17 protein-coding genes are annotated in these 16,997 nt (G+C 40.9%); 13 read left to right on the top strand and 4 right to left on the bottom strand.

Translation table 11 applies throughout. The features are described from left to right. Positions 1 to 210: 210 nt before the first annotated feature. Positions 211 to 1,020: a sulfite exporter TauE/SafE family protein gene (locus VRK28_RS04530; RefSeq protein ID WP_062565888.1), complete on the top strand. Its 810-nt coding sequence runs from the start codon at positions 211 to 213 to the stop codon at positions 1,018 to 1,020. A 37-nt stretch (positions 1,021 to 1,057) separates the two neighbouring features. Here the strand turns inward: VRK28_RS04530 and VRK28_RS04525 are convergent, their stop codons facing one another. Next, positions 1,058 to 1,972 (bottom strand): LysR family transcriptional regulator, encoded by a 915-nt coding sequence (locus tag VRK28_RS04525; RefSeq protein WP_332393586.1) that lies wholly within the window; start codon positions 1,970 to 1,972, stop codon positions 1,058 to 1,060. Between the two features lie 97 nt (positions 1,973 to 2,069). Between VRK28_RS04525 and VRK28_RS04520 the strand changes: the two genes are divergently transcribed. The 10 genes from VRK28_RS04520 (at position 2,070) to arsJ (ending at position 10,790) form a co-directional block, all read left to right on the top strand. Next, positions 2,070 to 2,483 carry a hypothetical protein gene (locus VRK28_RS04520; protein WP_062565886.1) on the top strand — a complete coding sequence of 138 codons (414 nt, stop codon included), beginning with the start codon at positions 2,070 to 2,072 and terminating at the stop codon, positions 2,481 to 2,483. Positions 2,484 to 2,494: 11 nt separating this feature from the next. After that, complete coding sequence (locus tag VRK28_RS04515; protein WP_062565885.1) at positions 2,495 to 3,598, top strand: alkene reductase; 1,104 nt, start codon at positions 2,495 to 2,497, stop codon at positions 3,596 to 3,598. Beyond that, positions 3,595 to 4,542: a polysaccharide deacetylase family protein gene (locus VRK28_RS04510; protein WP_240701543.1), complete on the top strand. Its 948-nt coding sequence runs from the start codon at positions 3,595 to 3,597 to the stop codon at positions 4,540 to 4,542. Before VRK28_RS04515 ends, VRK28_RS04510 begins: the two co-directional genes overlap by 4 nt. Then, the gene (locus VRK28_RS04505) at positions 4,539 to 4,784 is read left to right on the top strand and encodes a hypothetical protein (RefSeq protein ID WP_058584498.1); all 246 of its coding nucleotides are present in this window, start codon (positions 4,539 to 4,541) and stop codon (positions 4,782 to 4,784) included. The genes VRK28_RS04510 and VRK28_RS04505 overlap by 4 nt, the downstream gene beginning before the upstream one ends. Positions 4,785 to 4,969: 185 nt before the next feature. After that, on the top strand, positions 4,970 to 6,106 hold the full coding sequence (locus tag VRK28_RS04500; protein ID WP_062565884.1) for a serine hydrolase domain-containing protein: 1,137 nt from the start codon (positions 4,970 to 4,972) through the stop codon (positions 6,104 to 6,106). A gap of 146 nt (positions 6,107 to 6,252) precedes the next feature. Continuing rightward, positions 6,253 to 7,017, top strand: coding sequence for a metalloregulator ArsR/SmtB family transcription factor (locus VRK28_RS04495; protein WP_062565883.1), 765 nt, complete (start codon positions 6,253 to 6,255; stop codon positions 7,015 to 7,017). A gap of 9 nt (positions 7,018 to 7,026) precedes the next feature. Continuing rightward, complete coding sequence (gene arsB, locus VRK28_RS04490) at positions 7,027 to 8,049, top strand: ACR3 family arsenite efflux transporter (protein WP_062565882.1); 1,023 nt, start codon at positions 7,027 to 7,029, stop codon at positions 8,047 to 8,049. A gap of 13 nt (positions 8,050 to 8,062) precedes the next feature. Then, complete coding sequence (locus VRK28_RS04485; RefSeq protein ID WP_062565881.1) at positions 8,063 to 8,563, top strand: phosphatase domain-containing putative toxin; 501 nt, start codon at positions 8,063 to 8,065, stop codon at positions 8,561 to 8,563. A gap of 2 nt (positions 8,564 to 8,565) precedes the next feature. After that, positions 8,566 to 9,576, top strand: a complete 1,011-nt coding sequence (locus VRK28_RS04480) for an ArsJ-associated glyceraldehyde-3-phosphate dehydrogenase (protein ID WP_062565880.1) — start codon at positions 8,566 to 8,568, stop codon at positions 9,574 to 9,576. Between the two features lie 5 nt (positions 9,577 to 9,581). Further along, complete coding sequence (gene arsJ / locus VRK28_RS04475) at positions 9,582 to 10,790, top strand: organoarsenical effux MFS transporter ArsJ (protein ID WP_062565879.1); 1,209 nt, start codon at positions 9,582 to 9,584, stop codon at positions 10,788 to 10,790. Between the two features lie 243 nt (positions 10,791 to 11,033). Here the strand turns inward: arsJ and VRK28_RS04470 are convergent, their stop codons facing one another. Both VRK28_RS04470 and VRK28_RS04465 read right to left on the bottom strand, forming a co-directional pair. Beyond that, positions 11,034 to 11,792, bottom strand: a complete 759-nt coding sequence (locus VRK28_RS04470) for an AAA family ATPase (RefSeq protein ID WP_062565878.1) — start codon at positions 11,790 to 11,792, stop codon at positions 11,034 to 11,036. A 164-nt stretch (positions 11,793 to 11,956) separates the two neighbouring features. Then, entirely contained in the window at positions 11,957 to 13,027 is a 1,071-nt protein-coding gene (locus tag VRK28_RS04465; protein ID WP_205990977.1) for a DUF1214 domain-containing protein, read from the bottom strand. 399 nt (positions 13,028 to 13,426) lie between these two features. On the opposite strand from VRK28_RS04465, the gene VRK28_RS04460 reads away from it, so the two are divergent. Both VRK28_RS04460 and VRK28_RS04455 read left to right on the top strand, forming a co-directional pair. Further along, positions 13,427 to 14,230: a hypothetical protein gene (locus tag VRK28_RS04460; RefSeq protein WP_332393585.1), complete on the top strand. Its 804-nt coding sequence runs from the start codon at positions 13,427 to 13,429 to the stop codon at positions 14,228 to 14,230. Between the two features lie 37 nt (positions 14,231 to 14,267). Beyond that, entirely contained in the window at positions 14,268 to 14,675 is a 408-nt protein-coding gene (locus VRK28_RS04455) for a hypothetical protein (RefSeq protein ID WP_130167753.1), read from the top strand. Here VRK28_RS04455 and VRK28_RS04450 read toward each other — a convergent pair. Then, positions 14,672 to 16,684 (bottom strand): winged helix-turn-helix domain-containing protein, encoded by a 2,013-nt coding sequence (locus VRK28_RS04450; protein ID WP_062565875.1) that lies wholly within the window; start codon positions 16,682 to 16,684, stop codon positions 14,672 to 14,674. The two genes, VRK28_RS04455 and VRK28_RS04450, sit on opposite strands and share 4 nt — an antisense overlap. Positions 16,685 to 16,997: the final 313 nt, after the last annotated feature.

Here is a 16,997-nt window from a genome sequence, read left to right as displayed (position 1 = left end):
ACTGTTTTAGTAAAACATTTAGGAAGGGATAGTGAAAAAATGCTTTAAAGTCATTTTGGACGTCTGGATTTCTAAATGGGTTTGTTAGAGTTGCAGTAATTTCATATAAAACGTGAGTAATATTCACTACTTAACAGGACTTTTGAGAGCAACCCCGTACTTTATTGTTGTTATACTCGGTTCCCTAAACCAACAACATAGACAAATACAATGAATGAATTAATCGTGCTTATTATCGCTTGCGCCGTACTTGGCAGTGGGGTTGGCTTTTTAGCGGGGCTATTAGGAATTGGTGGCGGTTTGGTGATTGTGCCCATATTAAGCATGATCTTGCTGCACTTTCAGGTGTTACCTGCTGAGCAAGTTGTGCTGGTGGCGATTGCTACATCGCTTGCCTCAATTCTGTTTACATCTACGTCATCAGCTATCGCTCACCATAAAAATGGTAATGTGCCTTGGCAATTGGCTCCGTGGGTGATGACTGGGGTTGCACTAGGTGCACTTATCAGTGGCTTTTTGGCTTCACTATTACCAGAACATGTAGTGCGAATTGTATTTGCTGTGAGTGTATTGCTTATTGCACTAAAAATGATTTTAGGCAGTAAAAATGACAGCCAAACATTACGCTCGCTACCTAATAAAGGCCTGTTAACATTTTATACAAGCATCACGGGGGGGCTCTCTGCCATGATAGGTATTGGCGGTGGTGCGGTACTTGTGCCGTTACTAACGTTTTTCTCGGTGGATATGAAAAAAGCTATTGGCTGTGCCTCGGCCTGCGGTATTGTCATTGCGCTATTTGGTTCAGTGGGTTACATCAGCTCGGGCAGTCAGTACCTTACATTAAAAGAGGGCTTTGCCGGTTTTGTTTATTTACCAGCCTTGTTTGGTATTGTTTGTACTTCGTGGTTTACCGCACCATTAGGTGCAAAAGCAACGCATCATTTGCCTGTGTCTACCATCAAGAAAATCTTTGCAGGGCTTTTGGTAATTATGGCTGTGAATATGCTTATAAAGTAGTGTTAACTATTAAATCTACTTTGCGATTTATTTAAAGTTAGCAGTGCTTTTTGAACCAACACTCAAAAAACTCTATAAACGCTTTCACTTGCCGAGGTTGGAATTGCCTGCTTGGATATATCACCTGTAGGCCGACACTTTTTTTATCGCTGTGGCTAAAGCCTCGAACATACTCATCTAGTATCAAAATAAGGTCGCCTGTTTTGAGGTCATTTTTGATATCAATGTATGATTTTAAGGCTATGCCATGGCCTTGATTTGCCCAGCGTCTTACCACCTCACCGTCTGAGCATGAAAGGTGGGGAGCTACTTTAATAGAAAAGTGCGTGTTATCTACCTCAAAATGCCAGTCATTTAGCGGTTGCCCAAGTCGCTCAAGTACAAGGCAACGATGATTTTTTAAATCTTCGGGATGCCTTGGCAAGCCAAACGATTCTATATAGCTAGGTGAGGTGCAAAGCACACGGCGGTTATTACATAGCGGGCGGCTAATCAAGTTACTATCAGGCAAATTGCCGAATCTAAATGCCAGATCAATACCTTCCTCAACAATATTGGTAACCCCATCTGTCAGTACTAAGTGCGGTTTAACATCTGGGTGGCTATTGATGAATTCTGCTAATGCGGGTGCAACAAACTGGCGACCAAAGTCAGATGTTGCAGAGAGTTTCAGCTGGCCTCTTAGGCTTTGTTGCGACTCTTGAAGTATGTTTTCTGTGTTTTCGACTTCTGCTAATACTCTTAAACAGCCACTATAAAAACGTTCACCTGCATCTGTTAAGGCAATACTGCGCGTATTACGCGTTAACAATCGCGTATCGTAATTTTGCTCAATTTTATTAATTCGTGCTGTCATACTTGCAGGCGAAAGCCCCAATTTTCTTCCCGCAGCGGCTAAACCTCCCGCTTTTACAACGTGAACAAAAAGCGCCATATCATCAATTTTTGACATTATTCTTCAGTTTTAATGAATACTTATTTAACTCTAAGGCTAATTATCAATTTAGTCAAAATAGTTAAACTCATTTCATCACTTGAAGGAGATAGAAATGCAGCTTAATCATGCTCTGTTATTAGCAACGAATATCCAGCACATGGCTCAGTTTTTAGAGTCGTTAGGCCTTAAAAAGGGGCCAAGGCCAGCATTTGGTTTTGATGGTGTTTGGTTATATGACGACTTGGATACACCATGCATTCATATAGCAGCTAAGTTTGGCATAAATGAATCGCAATCTGATTACTTAACCCAAGCTTCGGTATCAACAGAAGCAGTTGGCTTATCAACGGTTGACCACCTTGCTTTCTTTGCAACTGATTATCAAGAAGTTAAAGCACGGCTAGAAGCAACTTCAATACCATTCGTTGAGCGGGAAGTGCCGGCAGCGAATGAGCATCAAGTGTTTATTCAAGGGCCTGATGGCTTAAAAATAGAAATTTTATTTACACGCAGCGAGCTTATTTAAAAGGTACACACATGAAAAATAGAGTATTTAATACAGACCAAATTGGTCATCATAAAACCGCAAATAAAATAGTGATGGCTCCAATGACCCGTTCACGTACGGCTCAACCAGGCGATATTCCGACAAGTTTAATGGCAGAATATTATGCGCAACGAGCCAGTGCAGGTTTTATAGTATCAGAGGCGACGCAAATTTCTGCACAAGGAAAGGGCTACTCATTTACCCCCGGGATTTATACTGAAGAGCAAATCAATGGATGGCGCAAAGTAACGCAGGCTGTTCATCAGCAAAATGGTCTCATTTTTTCTCAGTTATGGCATGTTGGCAGAATGTCGCATAGTGTCTTTCATCCAGGCGGCTTGCCAGTTGCGCCAAGTGCTATTGCTCCAAATGCGCAAGTGTGGGTGGTTGATGAAAATGGCGAAGGCCAAATGCTTGATTGTCCTACACCACGTGAATTATCGACCAATGAAATTAAGGGCATTGTTGAAGACTATAAACAAGCTGCTTTAAATGCGATTGCAGCAGGGTTTGATGGCGTTGAGGTACATGCAGGCAATGGCTATTTAATTGATCAATTTCTAAGGCAAACATCAAACAAACGTACCGATGAATACGGCGGTAATATTGAAAATAGAGCAAAGTTCGCGCTGCAAATCATTACCGCAATTAGCCAAGCTATCGGCCCAGAAAAAACGGCTATTCGATTAGCTCCTTTTATTACACAAAGAGGCATGGATGATCCGCAAGCAATCGATGCCATTTTATATCTAGCTAAAAAGTTTGATGAACTTGGAATTGCTTATGTGCATTTAGCGGAAGCTGATTGGGATGATGCTCCCCTCGTAACAGATGAGTTTAGAGTTAAATTACGTGAAAGCTTTGGTGGCAAAATAGTGGTTGCAGGAAATTACACATTAGCAAAGGCCGATAAACTAATTGGTGAAGGCTTAGTTGACTATGTTGCATTTGGCAGAAAGTTTATTGCAAACCCTGATTTACCTTATCGTTTAGAGCACAATTTACCTTTGAATGAAATATCAGATCCTACTACTTTATTTGGTGGTGATGAGCGAGGTTACACAGACTACCCAGTATATCAGGGAAATAAATGATGAAATTTTTAAAGCCAATTTTAATTGCGTCGGTGTTTGTTCTAAGCTCCTTAGGTGTAGCTCAAGCTAAGGAGGCAACATCTGTATTTTGGCCTGATGATGCTCAACTTGTGATCTCAATTTCGATGCAGTTTGAGGCAACAGCGCAAGACCAATCAGATCCAGGCCCGTTTCCACCGCAAGAGCTGGGTTATCCAGACACTATTTCACCCTCTTGGTACCAGTACGGCATGAATGAAGGCATACCCAGGCTGCTAGATTTATGGGATAAGCATCAAATTAAAGTAACTTCTCATATGGTTGGCCGAGCTGTTGAATTAAATCCTGAATTAGCAAAAGAAGTCGTTCGGCGCGGGCATGAAGCATCAGGGCACGGACAAACATGGACCCCTCAATACTCTATGAGTGAAGAGCAAGAGCGACAGTCATACATAAAAAGTGCAAATATCATTGAAAAAGTCACAGGGCAACGGCCTGTGGGGTTTAACGCTTTTTGGATGAGGCACTCAAAAAACACACTCAAAATCCTTAAAGAATTAGGTTTTATTTATCATATAGACGATTTATCTCGTGATGAGCCATCGCTAACACCTGTCGGAAGTGACGACATTGTTGTTGTTCCATACACTTATAGAAACAACGATATAGTTCGGTACACTGGCAGCACAGCCATGACTGGTAAAGCGTATTTACAAGAGCTTAAGGACGAGTTTGATGTGCTCTACAAGGAAGGCAAACAACGCAGAAGAATGATGTCTATCAGTGCTCACGATAGATTAGCGGGCACTCCCGCTAGAGTGAAAGCGTTGGATGACTTTATAACCTATGCAAAGCAGCACAAGGGGGTTAAGTTTATGCGTAAAGATGACATAGCAAAATGGATTTTACGCCAAGACAATGTGCCAAAAAACTCACCTCGAACTTTTGAAGAGAATTTGTTATGAAATACACACTAACCTTTATTGCATTACTTTTATCTGGCTGTGCCTCACAGCAGCAAATGGGTGAATTTGAGGATGTAGTAATCGCAGATCATCACTGCCCAGGGGAAATAGATCGAAGCTATAACACCACGATTTATAGCTCAGACGAACCAGAAAAAATTGGCAAAACTGAAGTCACTACACATTGCACTCCAGTTAAAACAGAAACTGAATTTGAAAGAGACTTAAGGGAGCATCAGTAACTTCTTAAAACGCCTCAAAATACGTTTGCTAAGGCTGCAATTATGCTTACTAAATAGCATTAACGTATTAATTCGACAAGAGGAAAGTCGTTTGTTAATGTCAGTTAAGCAGTATTTAGGCTGCTTAACTGCTTTTTTCGAAAGCTGTAGGCGCTAATTAAGGACTATTTTTTAAGGAAAATGTTATGGAACGCTGGTGCTTTCAAGCGAGTAAAAAAACACTAAGCTCTTTATTTGTTGCTCTATCGTTAATGGCTTTGCCAGTGGCTGCTGAGCCTACAAAGCCACTCGAAACTCACCATGCTTTAATGAGCCAAGTTCTCAATGCAAACCAACAAGCTCCCCTTACAGGTTTTGCACTTCATGTGATTGTTGATGATGGACATGCTTTTTCAACGGCAAAGCAAAGTAAAGAAAATGCGCCGCAAGTTATTAACCCAAATAGTTTATTTAGAATTGCCAGTGTGACCAAAACTTTCACTGCGGCAACGGTGCTACGTTTGCACGAGGAAGGAAAACTAAGCCTTGATACAACGCTTGATAAGTTAATTTCTGACGACTTTTTTGCGCTTCTTGAAAGCGATGGTTATGCCCTTGATAAAATGACGCTTAAGCAAGTGCTGAGTCACACGGCAGGGTTATACGATCACGCCCAAAGCGATCAGTATTTAGCTGGCATAATGGCAAATCCGCAGCAAGATATTACGATGCGCGAGCAAATTAAAGGGTGTGTAGAGTGGGGCGACCCAGTTGGTAAACCTGGTGAGCGTTTTTCATATTCAGATACCGGTTATGTGTTACTCGGCCATATTATTGAAAGAGTGACAGATTTACCGCTACCTGAAGCGGTTCGCCAATACTTAAGTTTCGACAAAAATCATATTGAAAATGTGATCTGGGAACGGGGTGATTCGGTTGCTGTGGATGAATCTCGTCGCGTACATCAATACTTGCATGGCACCGATACTTTTAATTGGAGCCCAACTGTCGATTTATATGGTGGCGGTGGGCTTGTTGCCAGCCCAATCGGTATGGCTAAATTTTATCAGGCTTTATTTTCAGGTAAGGTCTTCAAACATCCAGAAACGCTCAAACTCATGCTCTCGGATAAAGGCTTACCAGCAGATAGCCCTTACCGTTTAGGTGTATTTGCAAAAGAATATAACGGCACCTTGGTTTATCAACATGGTGGCTTTTGGGGCACTTTGGTGATGTATGAGCCAACAACGCAGGTGGTGGTCGCAGGGGCTGTTACTCAGCAAAAAGATTACGATCATCTTGAAAAAGTCATGAGTGACTATTTAACCTTACAAGCAAAATAACCCTCTAAAAACGGCAAGATCTAAGCTGGCGCAAAGATGCGCCAGATTCTTTCTTTAGTTCAATTTAAACTAAGTCATCAAGAAAAATAACTTGCGCACTTTATATAACAAAAATATTATATAACCAAATTGTTATGGAGTGAGTCGTGAAAGTTCTCTTTTTATGTACAGAAAATTCAGCCCGATCAATTATGGCTGAAGCGTTGCTTAAACATCATGGTAAAGGTGAGTTTGAGGTGTTTAGTGCGGGCACAGAACCTTATGCGGTAGACCCTCGTACGCTTGCGGCGATTGAGCATTTTGGTCTAAAAACTGATGACTTACACTCAAAGCACTTAAACGATGTAACTAACCTACATTTTGATTACGTCATTACCTTATGTGATGACGCTGCAAAAGAATGCGCTAATCGCGTTGATGGTACACATTGTTTAGGCTGGGACTTTATTGATCCAAAAACGCGTCCTGAACCTCACGCCTTTGAAAAAACCTTGCAAGAGCTCAATGAGCGAATTAAACAGTTTGTGCAATCCCATAACAAAGAAAAACCAGCATCGATTTCGCCAACCACATTTTATAAAGCCCTTGCAGATGATATTCGTTTAAAAAGCTTATTGCTTATCGCCGTTGAGCAAGAGGTTTGCGTATGCGAGCTAATGACGGCACTTAACGAGCAGAGTCAGCCAAAGGTTTCAAGGCATTTAGCGCAGCTTAAAAAACAGGGCATTTTGTCGGATAGAAAACACCAGCAGTGGGTATTTTACTCTTTAAACCCGACTCTACCTATGTGGATGAAACAAACAATTACCTCGACCGTGGTAAACGAACCAAATTTCATAGAAAACGAGTTAGCAAGGCTAAATGCGATGGGTGATGATCGCCCAACTCGTGTTGCTCGTTGCTGCAATTAAGGACTGAAAATGGGTGTTTTTGAACGATATTTATCTGTATGGGTTGCTGCTGCTATCGCCATCGGTGTGACGCTTGGGGTGATGTTTCCGCCTTTATTTGAGCTAATAGCGAAAGCCGAAGTGGCCCATGTAAACATTGTTGTTGCACTGTTTATTTGGGTAATGATCTATCCAATGATGGTGCAAGTTGATTTTTCAACGATTAAAGAAGTCGGTAATAACCCTAAAGGGCTGATACTCACTTTAATCATTAACTGGCTAATCAAACCGTTTTCAATGGCCGCGTTAGGTTGGTTATTTTTTGAAGGGTTATTTGCTGATTTGGTTAGCCCTGAAACGGCGCAAGAATATATTGCTGGGATGATTTTGCTTGGTGTTGCACCTTGTACGGCAATGGTGTTTGTGTGGTCACAACTGACCAAAGGCGATGCAAATTACACCTTAGTGCAAGTGTCTGTGAACGACATCATTATGATTTTTGCCTTTGCACCTATTGCGGGGGTGTTGCTGGGTGTATCTGATATTCATGTGCCATGGCTTACATTGATGATTTCGGTTGTGTTGTATGTATTGCTGCCACTTATCGCCGGGGTATTAACACGAAAAGCGCTTAATAATTCAGCACAAAATGAAGCTGCAGTGCAGTCATTTTTAGAGAAAATTAAACCGTATTCAGTTGTTGGCTTATTGGCCACTGTGGTCTTACTGTTTGGGTTTCAGGCGAACACGATTTTAGCCCAACCGCTAAACATTGTACTGATTGCTATTCCGCTTGTTTTGCAAACCTACGGTATTTTTGCAATCACCTATTTCATTGCGTTAAAACTTAAGCTTAAGCATAACATTGCCGGGCCAGCATGTTTAATTGGTACCTCTAACTTTTTTGAGTTAGCGGTCGCAGTGGCTATTTCATTATTTGGTTTGCACTCGGGTGCAGCATTAGCAACGGTTGTTGGGGTGTTGGTCGAAGTACCTGTGATGCTGTCGTTGGTTGCAATCGTCAATAAAACAACACATTGGTTTAAAGAATAATTGGGGAATCATAATGCAATCACATCCATTTGATATTTTACAACTAGAAACTGGGGCATTTATTTTTACCCCTTGCCCTGGCACAAAAGACGTTGGTTTATCACAGTCTGTTGCTGATTTAAAAGCGGCAGATGCAAAAGCAATTATTACTCTGATGTACGATGAAGAGCTTGTTAAAAATGGCGCGCAGCAGCTTGCAATCGAATGTGAGCGAGCAGATCTCAGCTGGTTTCAATTACCTATTATCGATGATGACGCGCCAAGCGAAGCGTTTAGTTTAGCTTTCAACAAACACCTTAACGAGATTCTTGCCATCATAAAAAGCGGTGGTAGCGTGGCTGTGCACTGTAAAGGCGGCTCAGGCCGTACAGGCTTAGTTATTGGTTTATTAATGCATGAGCTTGGCTATGCTAAAAATGACATAGTTAATCAAGTGCAGGCTATTCGCCCTAAATCGTTGCATAACCCAGTACAACGTTCATTTTTCGACAATTTTCAAAAAGTAGGAGCTTAACAATGGCAATTAAAGTAGGCATTAATGGTTTTGGCCGTATGGGTCGTTTATCACTAAGAGCAGCGTTTGCATGGGACGACGTTGAGTTTGTGCAAATTAATGATCCTGCGGGTGATGCAGCTACATTGGCTCACTTACTAAAGTATGATTCGGTGCACGGTATTTGGCCTCATGAGGTTGAAAGTAAAGACAACAGTGTGATCATCGATGGCCACGAAATTAACGTTACGCAAAATAAAACGATTGCAGACACTGATTGGTCTGGTTGCGATATCGTTATTGAAGCCTCTGGTGTGATGAAAAAAACCGAGTTACTGCAAGCCTATCTTGATCAAGGTGTGAAGAAAGTTGTTGTCACCGCCCCTGTAAAAGAAGACGGTGTGCTGAATATTGTAATGGGTGTAAACGATGATTTATACGATGTAAATCAGCATGATATTGTTACAGCAGCATCGTGCACTACCAACTGTTTAGCGCCTGTGGTTAAAGTATTGCAAGAAAAAATTGGTATCAAACATGGTTCAATGACCACTATTCACGATATCACTAACACGCAAACTATCTTAGATGCGCCCCATAAAGACTTACGCCGTGCTCGCGCATGTGGCATGAGCTTAATTCCAACTACAACCGGCTCTGCAACAGCGATTACACATATTTTCCCTGAACTTAAAGGTAAATTAAACGGCCACGCGGTTCGTGTGCCGTTAGCCAATGCATCAATCACTGACTGTGTGTTTGAAGTGACAAAGCCAACCACTGCTGAGCAAATTAACCAATGGATGCAAGAAGCCGCAGAGGGCGAGCTAAAAGGCATTTTGGGCTATGAAGAAAAGCCACTTGTTTCTATCGATTATAAAACTGATCCACGCTCAAGCATTGTTGATGCGCTATCAACCATGGTTGTCAACGAGACACAAGTTAAGCTGTATGTTTGGTACGATAACGAATGGGGTTATGCAAACCGTACCGCCGAACTTGCCCGAAAAGTTGCGCGATCACTTCAAGGTTAAAAGCAATGACGCGTTTGGCTAATCTTCCCGCTGATATAAAGCAGTACTTAATTGTCACTGGGAATTACTGGGCATTTACGCTTACAGATGGCGCATTGAGAATGTTGGTGGTACTGCATTTTCATGCGCTTGGCTACTCGCCTTTGAGTATTGCCATGCTGTTTTTGTTTTATGAGATTTTTGGTGTTGTCACTAACTTAGTGGGCGGCTATTTAGGCGCAAGGCTTGGTTTAAACAAAACCATGAATATTGGCCTTGCCATACAGGTTGCAGCCTTGTTCATGTTGGCAGTCCCCCCTGAATGGCTAAGTGTTGCCTATGTGATGCTGGCGCAGGCTCTGTCTGGGATTGCAAAAGATCTCAATAAAATGAGTGCTAAAAGCTCAATTAAAATGCTGGTTGCCAGTGGCCAAGAAGGCACCTTGTTTAAATGGGTAGCGATACTAACAGGCTCTAAAAACGCATTAAAAGGTGTGGGCTTCTTTTTAGGTGGTTTACTTCTCACATTAATGTCGTTTAAAGGCGCAATGCTAACCATGGCTGCCACTTTGCTGGTGGTGTGGTGTTTTAGTATTTATGCACTTAAAAATGATTTAGGCAAAGCTAAAAACAAACCTAAGTTTAACGAGATATTTTCAAAAAGTAGTTCAATCAATATCTTGTCAGCCGCGAGGTTGTTTTTGTTTGGTGCGCGTGATGTTTGGTTTGTAGTTGCACTTCCGGTGTTTTTATCGCAAGCCTTTGATTGGGACCACTGGACCGTGGGGGCCTTCTTAGCTAGTTGGGTCATTGGCTATGGGGCTGTGCAATCTTTTGCTCCTAAAATCATTAAGCTTAATAAGCAAACATCACCAAGTGCAGAGACAGTTAAGTGGGCATCATTGCTTGCTTTAGTCACCTTAGCCATTGCTCTTGCCATTGGTTTTGACTGGGCAGTAAAACCAATGTTGATAGGCGGACTGATGTTGTTCGGCGTAGTCTTCGCGATTAACTCATCATTGCACAGCTACTTAATTGTTAGCATGGCTGATGCCGATGGCGTATCACTTGATGTCGGGTTTTACTATATGGCCAATGCCATGGGACGCTTAATTGGTACTATGTTGTCGGGCTTAGTGTTTCAGCTTTATGGCTTAGCAGCCTGTTTGGCTATATCGCTGTTATTTATTGTTATTACCGCCGTTATTTCGACTAAATTACCAAAACAAATTTAGTTAAATCTAAACACGCCCTACAAAGGTAAGCATGCTTTATTGCTTACCTTTGTTCATGCATAGCATCAGAAATAATAAAATCATACCAATTCGCTTAATTTAGTAGTCTATTTTGAGGCAAAGAAACCTCGTTGATAGCAAGGCAAAAATTTCGTTATTTAGTTGTTCTAACTCAGAAATTTTTAACGCAGGTAGCGACAGGTTTAATCCCTCAAAATGATTAAGTCTTATTGCGGATTGGTATCAGTCACCTTCAGGCTTGAAAAGCTCTTCGAGCATTGGCTGTGGGTTGTTTAAAAATGCCTTTGTAATTTGGTAATGCTCAGTATCCTCATAATTTATTTGTTCAATACCTTGTGCTCCCACTTGGTAGATCCTCGCACCCGGGTATGCCATTAAAATCGGTGAGTGTGTGGCAATAATGAACTGAGAGTTCTGTTCAATTAGTTGAAACATGCGACTTAAAACAGCCAACTGCCTAGCAGGAGAAAGTGCAGCCTCAGGCTCATCTAAAATATAAAGCCCATTGCCGATGAAGCGGTTTACCATAAGCGCTAAAAACGATTCGCCATGTGATTGATGATGAAGGGATGTACCACCATAGGCATCTATCAGCTTAGATCCTCCAGAAAATCCCGAATCCAAGTCATCAATATTTGATGCAACGTTATAGAAGCTTTCAGCTCGCAAGAAAAAACCATCTTTGTATCTCTTAAACGATTTTGAGAGTAGCAAGTACTTATGAAGCTCTGAATGCGATTGCTGAGTTTGAAAGTTAAAGTTTTTAGAACCACCTTCGGCGTTAAAACCTAAGGCGATAGCAATTGCTTCTAAAAGAGTCGATTTCCCAGAACCATTTTCACCTACAAATATTGTGACATGTTTTGAAAAGTCTATTTCAAAGAGCTGATTAACCGCAGGAATAGAGAATGGATATGTATCAAAAGAGAAAACGTGCTCTCGTTTGAATGTCATCTTTTGAAGATACGGTAATGCGTCCATACACAATATTCCTAATAAAGACGAACTAGACCCTTAGTAGGCTCTGGTAACTTTCTAACTTTAAGTTTTTCACCTGTTCAAAGCAAGCGAAGCGAAACCGCAGTTAAGCAGTGAAAATGGCTGTAATGAGCCTAAAGTTCATAATTCAGGCTCAAGATAGTAATTTAAATTTCTGTGACTTCAGGTAGCTTATATGTTCTGTCTAAAATACTTTCGCCAGGCCTGTAAACTCGCATGAGAAAGTTCCAGCCTTGAGTAATATCAGCTCTATTAGCTTGATCGCCACAAGCTTGTTCTGAGCCGAAAAATGCGGTGAATGTTCCATTTTCGTTTAGGGTAACATTACGATCATTAATTATGTTGTTCGTTGATTTCATGAAGCCATCATCACCATAAACAGTAATAGACCAAAACGCATCATTATCAGGTACTTCGTATGTTGCAGAATAGCACTTACTTGGATCGGCAGGGCCTGTATAGTTTATATAAACAGCGTCTTTTTCAGGAAATAGACCCCAAGCACCAGCCACTGCTAAGTGGCGGCTTTGTTCGTTAACTTCTCCTTTTTTGCCCATCCAATCAGCTTCGTATTGTGCGAATTTTTGAAACTCTTTTTCATAATCGGCGCGAAGTTTAAGCATTGATGGCTTATCCCAGTCAGGCTTTGGAAAAGTGTCATTACTATTTGTAGAAATGATAATTTTCTTTTGTAATTCATTTACAAGAGCAACATCAGCAGAGTCATCTGGAGCAAGAAGCTGGATCCTTTGAATAACTGCCTGATACTTTGTTGTGTTAGGTAAAGCATGAGTTCCTGATTCATAAAATACCGCTGTTGCGTAGTGATCATTATCAACAACATAGACCGAGAAATATCGATCATCAGGAAACTCAGGAATTGTTACAGTAGCACCTCCTTCAGTATCTACTACAGCGCCTGCATACAGAGTATCTTTATTCATTCTCACTACACTTTGCTGATCCAGTGGCGTTGGTTCAGTGATGTAAAAGAACTCATTGATTTTACCGCCTGCTCTTAGTTGAAAGTCGAAAAATGAAAAGTCATCTTCAGCTCTTATGTAGTTTTCTGGAGTGACTAATTTTTGCGTGCTTTTAATAGTAGAACTCGCAGTTTTTATATCTTCAGAATTTGTTGTTTCTGTTTTATTATCGCCACAGCCAGCAAGGGTAAGACCGGCAATTATAAAAATCGATGTATTGAGCATGAGGCGCATTCGATGATCTCCATATTTTGCATAAACTTAAGTAAAGGGATTATTTTTCGAACAAAAAATAATCTAGCAAGTTAATAACTTTAACTCAATGTTTGGGTACAAAGTTGTTAGTTTGTTTGATCGCCATCATGATTTTAGGCTGTCATATTTAGAAGTTTAGCTTCGCTTTTATTATTGTTTTCTTGTAACTTACTTAGCAACAAGAGTGATAAGTAGGTTGTTATGTCTGGGTATGCTTTTATTAAACAACGGAAAAAGCCACTTTTAACTGTGGCTATGGTATTAGTATGCGTAATATTTATTAACAGTTACGTCTCTCAAAAAACTGCTCCATTAGCTACCAGTTCAGAACTATCGAATAATAAAAGAGCTACGCAGCAAGTTGACGCACAAGTGAGCATGCCCGCTACCAAGCTTGAAACGAGTTTGTTAGCAGATAAATTAGTTGAGCAAGGGAATGAGGTAAATAATAGTCGCGAGCTTATTATCAAAAACCCACCAAACTGGCGTTTTGATGGCGTGTTTCTAGACCATTTTACAGAGCTAAAGCAACGTGCTCAGCAAGGTGATGTGGAGGCTAACTACCTCATCGCGCAAAACCTTAAGTATTGTTTTAATGCGCCTTTAGATGAACAGGTCCTGGAAGTAAAGTTGGCTGAAATCTATGAGTTTAGTGATGCTGGCGAGATACAAAGCCGTGTTTTAGATAAATATGAGCATTGCCAAGGATTAGATTTAGCAACGCGGCGTTCTTTTTACAGTTATTTGGCAGAGGCTGCAGAAAATGGCTCCGCTTATGCGCAGCAAACGTTTGCTGGGCTAACGCCCGAATTTTACATGAAGTCGCAATTTCCTGAGAAGTTGTCACGTGCAGAGTTCATCAAAAATCGTGATAGTTTTAAAGAGCGTAAAACCGTATTTTTAGAGCAAGCAGCGAAGCAGGGTAGTGAACAAGCGCTGATGAGTTTAGCGAGCATGTATTACAGCGAACAAGTTGGTGAGCATAGTGCAGCAAAAGCCTACGCTATAAATCGACTCATTATGGAAATCACGCAAAATAACGATGTGTATAATCGTTATGCGTGGTTTGAGCAAAGGCAATACCCGACACTTTCAGATGAAGAGCTGAGTATTGCGAACAATTTATTTGAACAATGGCTTTTGCAAATAAATAAAAATGGTACGTTATATCTAAAGCACTGAGTACCCAAAGAATTAATAACCCAAAGCAAGGATGGCAATGATGTTTGAACCAAACTATACAAGTTACACTCTTGAAGAGTTGTTAGATTGCAAAGCGAATATAGACGCACAAGCATGGCCCGAACGTCTAAAAAAAATCGAAAATGCGTTGAGTGTTTATGCTAGTCAATCTACTGAGCACGAAAAACAGTACAAACAAGCGGTGTTTGATGCTTATTGCGAGACGTTACGCCACGATCTAACCATCAGTATCGACGATAATATTCTATGGTTTTTAAGACCGTTTTCTAAGCAAGCTAAAGATATTACTCCCAGTACCTTTGCTGGCGAAGTTTGCCCGCTTTGCAAAGCAAAGCTTAACGCAACCTCATGGGCCGCAGGTTGGCAGTTGAGCTGCGAACATTGTGAAGTAACAGGGATTATTGTTGAAAAGTTTGGCTATTAATCGTCTTTTAAATCAACGGCCACAATATCCGCTTCTTTGCCCAGATACATAGAAGCGATAATACTGCCATCGGGCATCATCGCAATTGAGCGGTCATCTTTGACTGAGCGTGGTGGCAAACTATGTAAAATGCGGTCTTCACCTTGCCAGCTAAATTGGCGAATTTCATCTGCACTGTCTGTCCGCGATAAATATATCACCCCTTGCTCAGTTAGCTGCCAATTGCCCCAGTCTTTGGGTTGTAAATCTGCGATAAGCGGTTGTTTAGCTGTGTCATCAAGCAACCAAATTCCATTACTGTCGGCTTTAACATAAAAAATACGACCATCTTTATATTGCTGAGCAAAAATACCGCCATCTAAGGTTAATTGCTCGGTGATCCCTGACTGAAGATTTTGCTGCCATATTTGCCAGTTACCATTTAAATTTGCACTGTAAAGAAGTGATTGATCGTCTTGGCTCCAACTAAAGTTTTTGGTGGCGTAATCTAGAAATTTTAATTGGGTAAGTTTGCCATCGGCAACATTACCTAAATAAAGTTGGTATGGATTATCTTTCTTATCCTGCATGGGGATCACAAATCTATCGCCTTTATGAGAAATAGCATGAATATAAGGACTGCCATCTAGGCGGGTAAATTTATGAGCGAATTTCTCATTCAGTGTTGCAGACCAAAGTTGGAAGAATCCACCTTTGTTGCTAAAGAATATGATTTTTTCTTGGCTTTTCGAATAAGCCGGATAAAGATCACGGCCATATGAAAATGGCATAGCAGCGATATTTCCGCTTGGCATTATTTGATAGAGCTGTTCCATTGAAGTATAGCGGGGGTAGACTAATTGCGGTTGCTCACCTAAACGTACTGCGATCCGGCCTGGAATATTTTCATATGAAACAGGCGTAACAGTGCCATCACTTAATGTGATACGTAATATGGCAAGTTCTGATTGCCAAATCGTCACAAAATAAAGGTAGGTATCATTAGGGCTCCATGCCAGTGAAAATATCTCTCGCTCTTCTTTCAATAACGGCCGAGTTTTACCATTTTTATCGCGCAGATAAATGTTGCCAAGAGGGTCTTGTCGGCTGGCGTATGCAATCGCGCTACTCGTATTTGCCCAAGCAAAAGGGAAATCATGAAATTTCCCTTGAGCAATTGATATTTCACTATCAAGACCCGTGTCCATATCGACACTATGAAGGTTTACGCCACCTTTATCATTTTGTCTTGCATAGGCTAATTGATTACCAATCCGAGACCAACTTAACGTTGTGGTCAGGTTACCCGCATAGCATGGACTCAGTTGCTGCCGCGTTTCAGTATTTAAATGTTTGATGATGATTTTACAGTGCTCATCATTACTAACCATATAAGCGACGGCTTCACCATCGGGCGACCAAGTGGGTGACACAGCATGCTCATCTAGCTCAGAAACTGCAATGGGAACAGAGCTTTTCTTTGTTAAATCAATATAGTAAATACCTGGGACATTGACGCCATTATCCCATTGGAAGGCCATTTTTTTTCCATCAGTCGTAAATGCAGGGTTCTCTTCGGCACCTTTAAAATATGACAGATTAGTGGGGCGTTGAGTCACTGAACTTGAGCCCTCTTCAGCCATTAAGTGTGCTAATTGAAAATATAAAATGGGCAAAATGAATATTGCCAACATGATAAAAATGGTGTGTTTAAGTGACCAATGAGCGGTTTTTACATTTTTTACTGGCTCAGAGAATAAATCTTCATCAAGACGGTAGCCTGTTTTTGCTACTGTAAGAATGACATCTTGTTCAGCCCCTGTTTGTGAAAATGCTTTCCTTAGCTGCCATATCGCTTGATTGAGTGCTTTTTCGCCGACTTCTGGTTGGCTATGCCAAATACTCTCTATGAATTCTTCTCGTGCGACGGTTTTTGTTTTAGCAGAGATAAGGAGTAAAAGTACATTCATGACTTTAGCAGGTACTTTTGCTTCACCCTTTTTACCTCTAATTAAAAGCTGATCTGGCACGACAGTCCATTCATTCAAAGAGACGTTTTTTAATTTTGATTTATTAATCAATGACAAAGTGAACTCGACTACTTATTTAACATTCGAAGGCAAAATAAAGTTAAAAAAATGCGCCTTCAGTTTCAGCAATGTGAACAAATATAACATTTAAAAAATATTATAGTAATAAAGTTGAGATAAACGGCGGTCATCTAATTTGTTGAAAAATAATAATAAATAAAAAAAAGATAAAAATTTGAGGTTCTTAAGATGGTGTTTGCGTGTTTCGGCTTTTATAACAAGCCGGTGTTAATGGAGTACTGGGCTCCTAACC

This window comes from Pseudoalteromonas sp. P80D2, assembly GCF_036680945.1.
Lineage (GTDB): Bacteria > Pseudomonadota > Gammaproteobacteria > Enterobacterales > Alteromonadaceae > Pseudoalteromonas > Pseudoalteromonas shioyasakiensis.
Note: the sequence above shows the minus strand (reverse complement) of the source record. Positions and strands in the feature narration are given on the sequence as shown.

Bases quoted from the DNA above. Each gene is read 5' to 3' on its own strand.
- VRK28_RS04510 (WP_240701543.1), top strand. From the start codon at position 3,595: ATGATGAAATTTTTAAAGCCAATTTTAATTGCGTCGGTGTTTGTTCTA.
- VRK28_RS04520 (WP_062565886.1), top strand. From the start codon at position 2,070: ATGCAGCTTAATCATGCTCTGTTATTAGCAACGAATATCCAGCACATG.
- VRK28_RS04455 (WP_130167753.1), top strand. From the start codon at position 14,268: ATGATGTTTGAACCAAACTATACAAGTTACACTCTTGAAGAGTTGTTA.
- arsJ (WP_062565879.1), top strand. From the start codon at position 9,582: ATGACGCGTTTGGCTAATCTTCCCGCTGATATAAAGCAGTACTTAATT.
- VRK28_RS04530 (WP_062565888.1), top strand. From the start codon at position 211: ATGAATGAATTAATCGTGCTTATTATCGCTTGCGCCGTACTTGGCAGT.
- VRK28_RS04500 (WP_062565884.1), top strand. From the start codon at position 4,970: ATGGAACGCTGGTGCTTTCAAGCGAGTAAAAAAACACTAAGCTCTTTA.
- VRK28_RS04505 (WP_058584498.1), top strand. From the start codon at position 4,539: ATGAAATACACACTAACCTTTATTGCATTACTTTTATCTGGCTGTGCC.
- VRK28_RS04515 (WP_062565885.1), top strand. From the start codon at position 2,495: ATGAAAAATAGAGTATTTAATACAGACCAAATTGGTCATCATAAAACC.
- VRK28_RS04460 (WP_332393585.1), top strand. From the start codon at position 13,427: ATGCCCGCTACCAAGCTTGAAACGAGTTTGTTAGCAGATAAATTAGTT.
- VRK28_RS04470 (WP_062565878.1), bottom strand. From the start codon at position 11,792: ATGGACGCATTACCGTATCTTCAAAAGATGACATTCAAACGAGAGCAC.
- VRK28_RS04480 (WP_062565880.1), top strand. From the start codon at position 8,566: ATGGCAATTAAAGTAGGCATTAATGGTTTTGGCCGTATGGGTCGTTTA.
- VRK28_RS04465 (WP_205990977.1), bottom strand. From the start codon at position 13,027: ATGCGCCTCATGCTCAATACATCGATTTTTATAATTGCCGGTCTTACC.
- VRK28_RS04485 (WP_062565881.1), top strand. From the start codon at position 8,063: ATGCAATCACATCCATTTGATATTTTACAACTAGAAACTGGGGCATTT.
- arsB (WP_062565882.1), top strand. From the start codon at position 7,027: ATGGGTGTTTTTGAACGATATTTATCTGTATGGGTTGCTGCTGCTATC.
- VRK28_RS04525 (WP_332393586.1), bottom strand. From the start codon at position 1,972: ATGTCAAAAATTGATGATATGGCGCTTTTTGTTCACGTTGTAAAAGCG.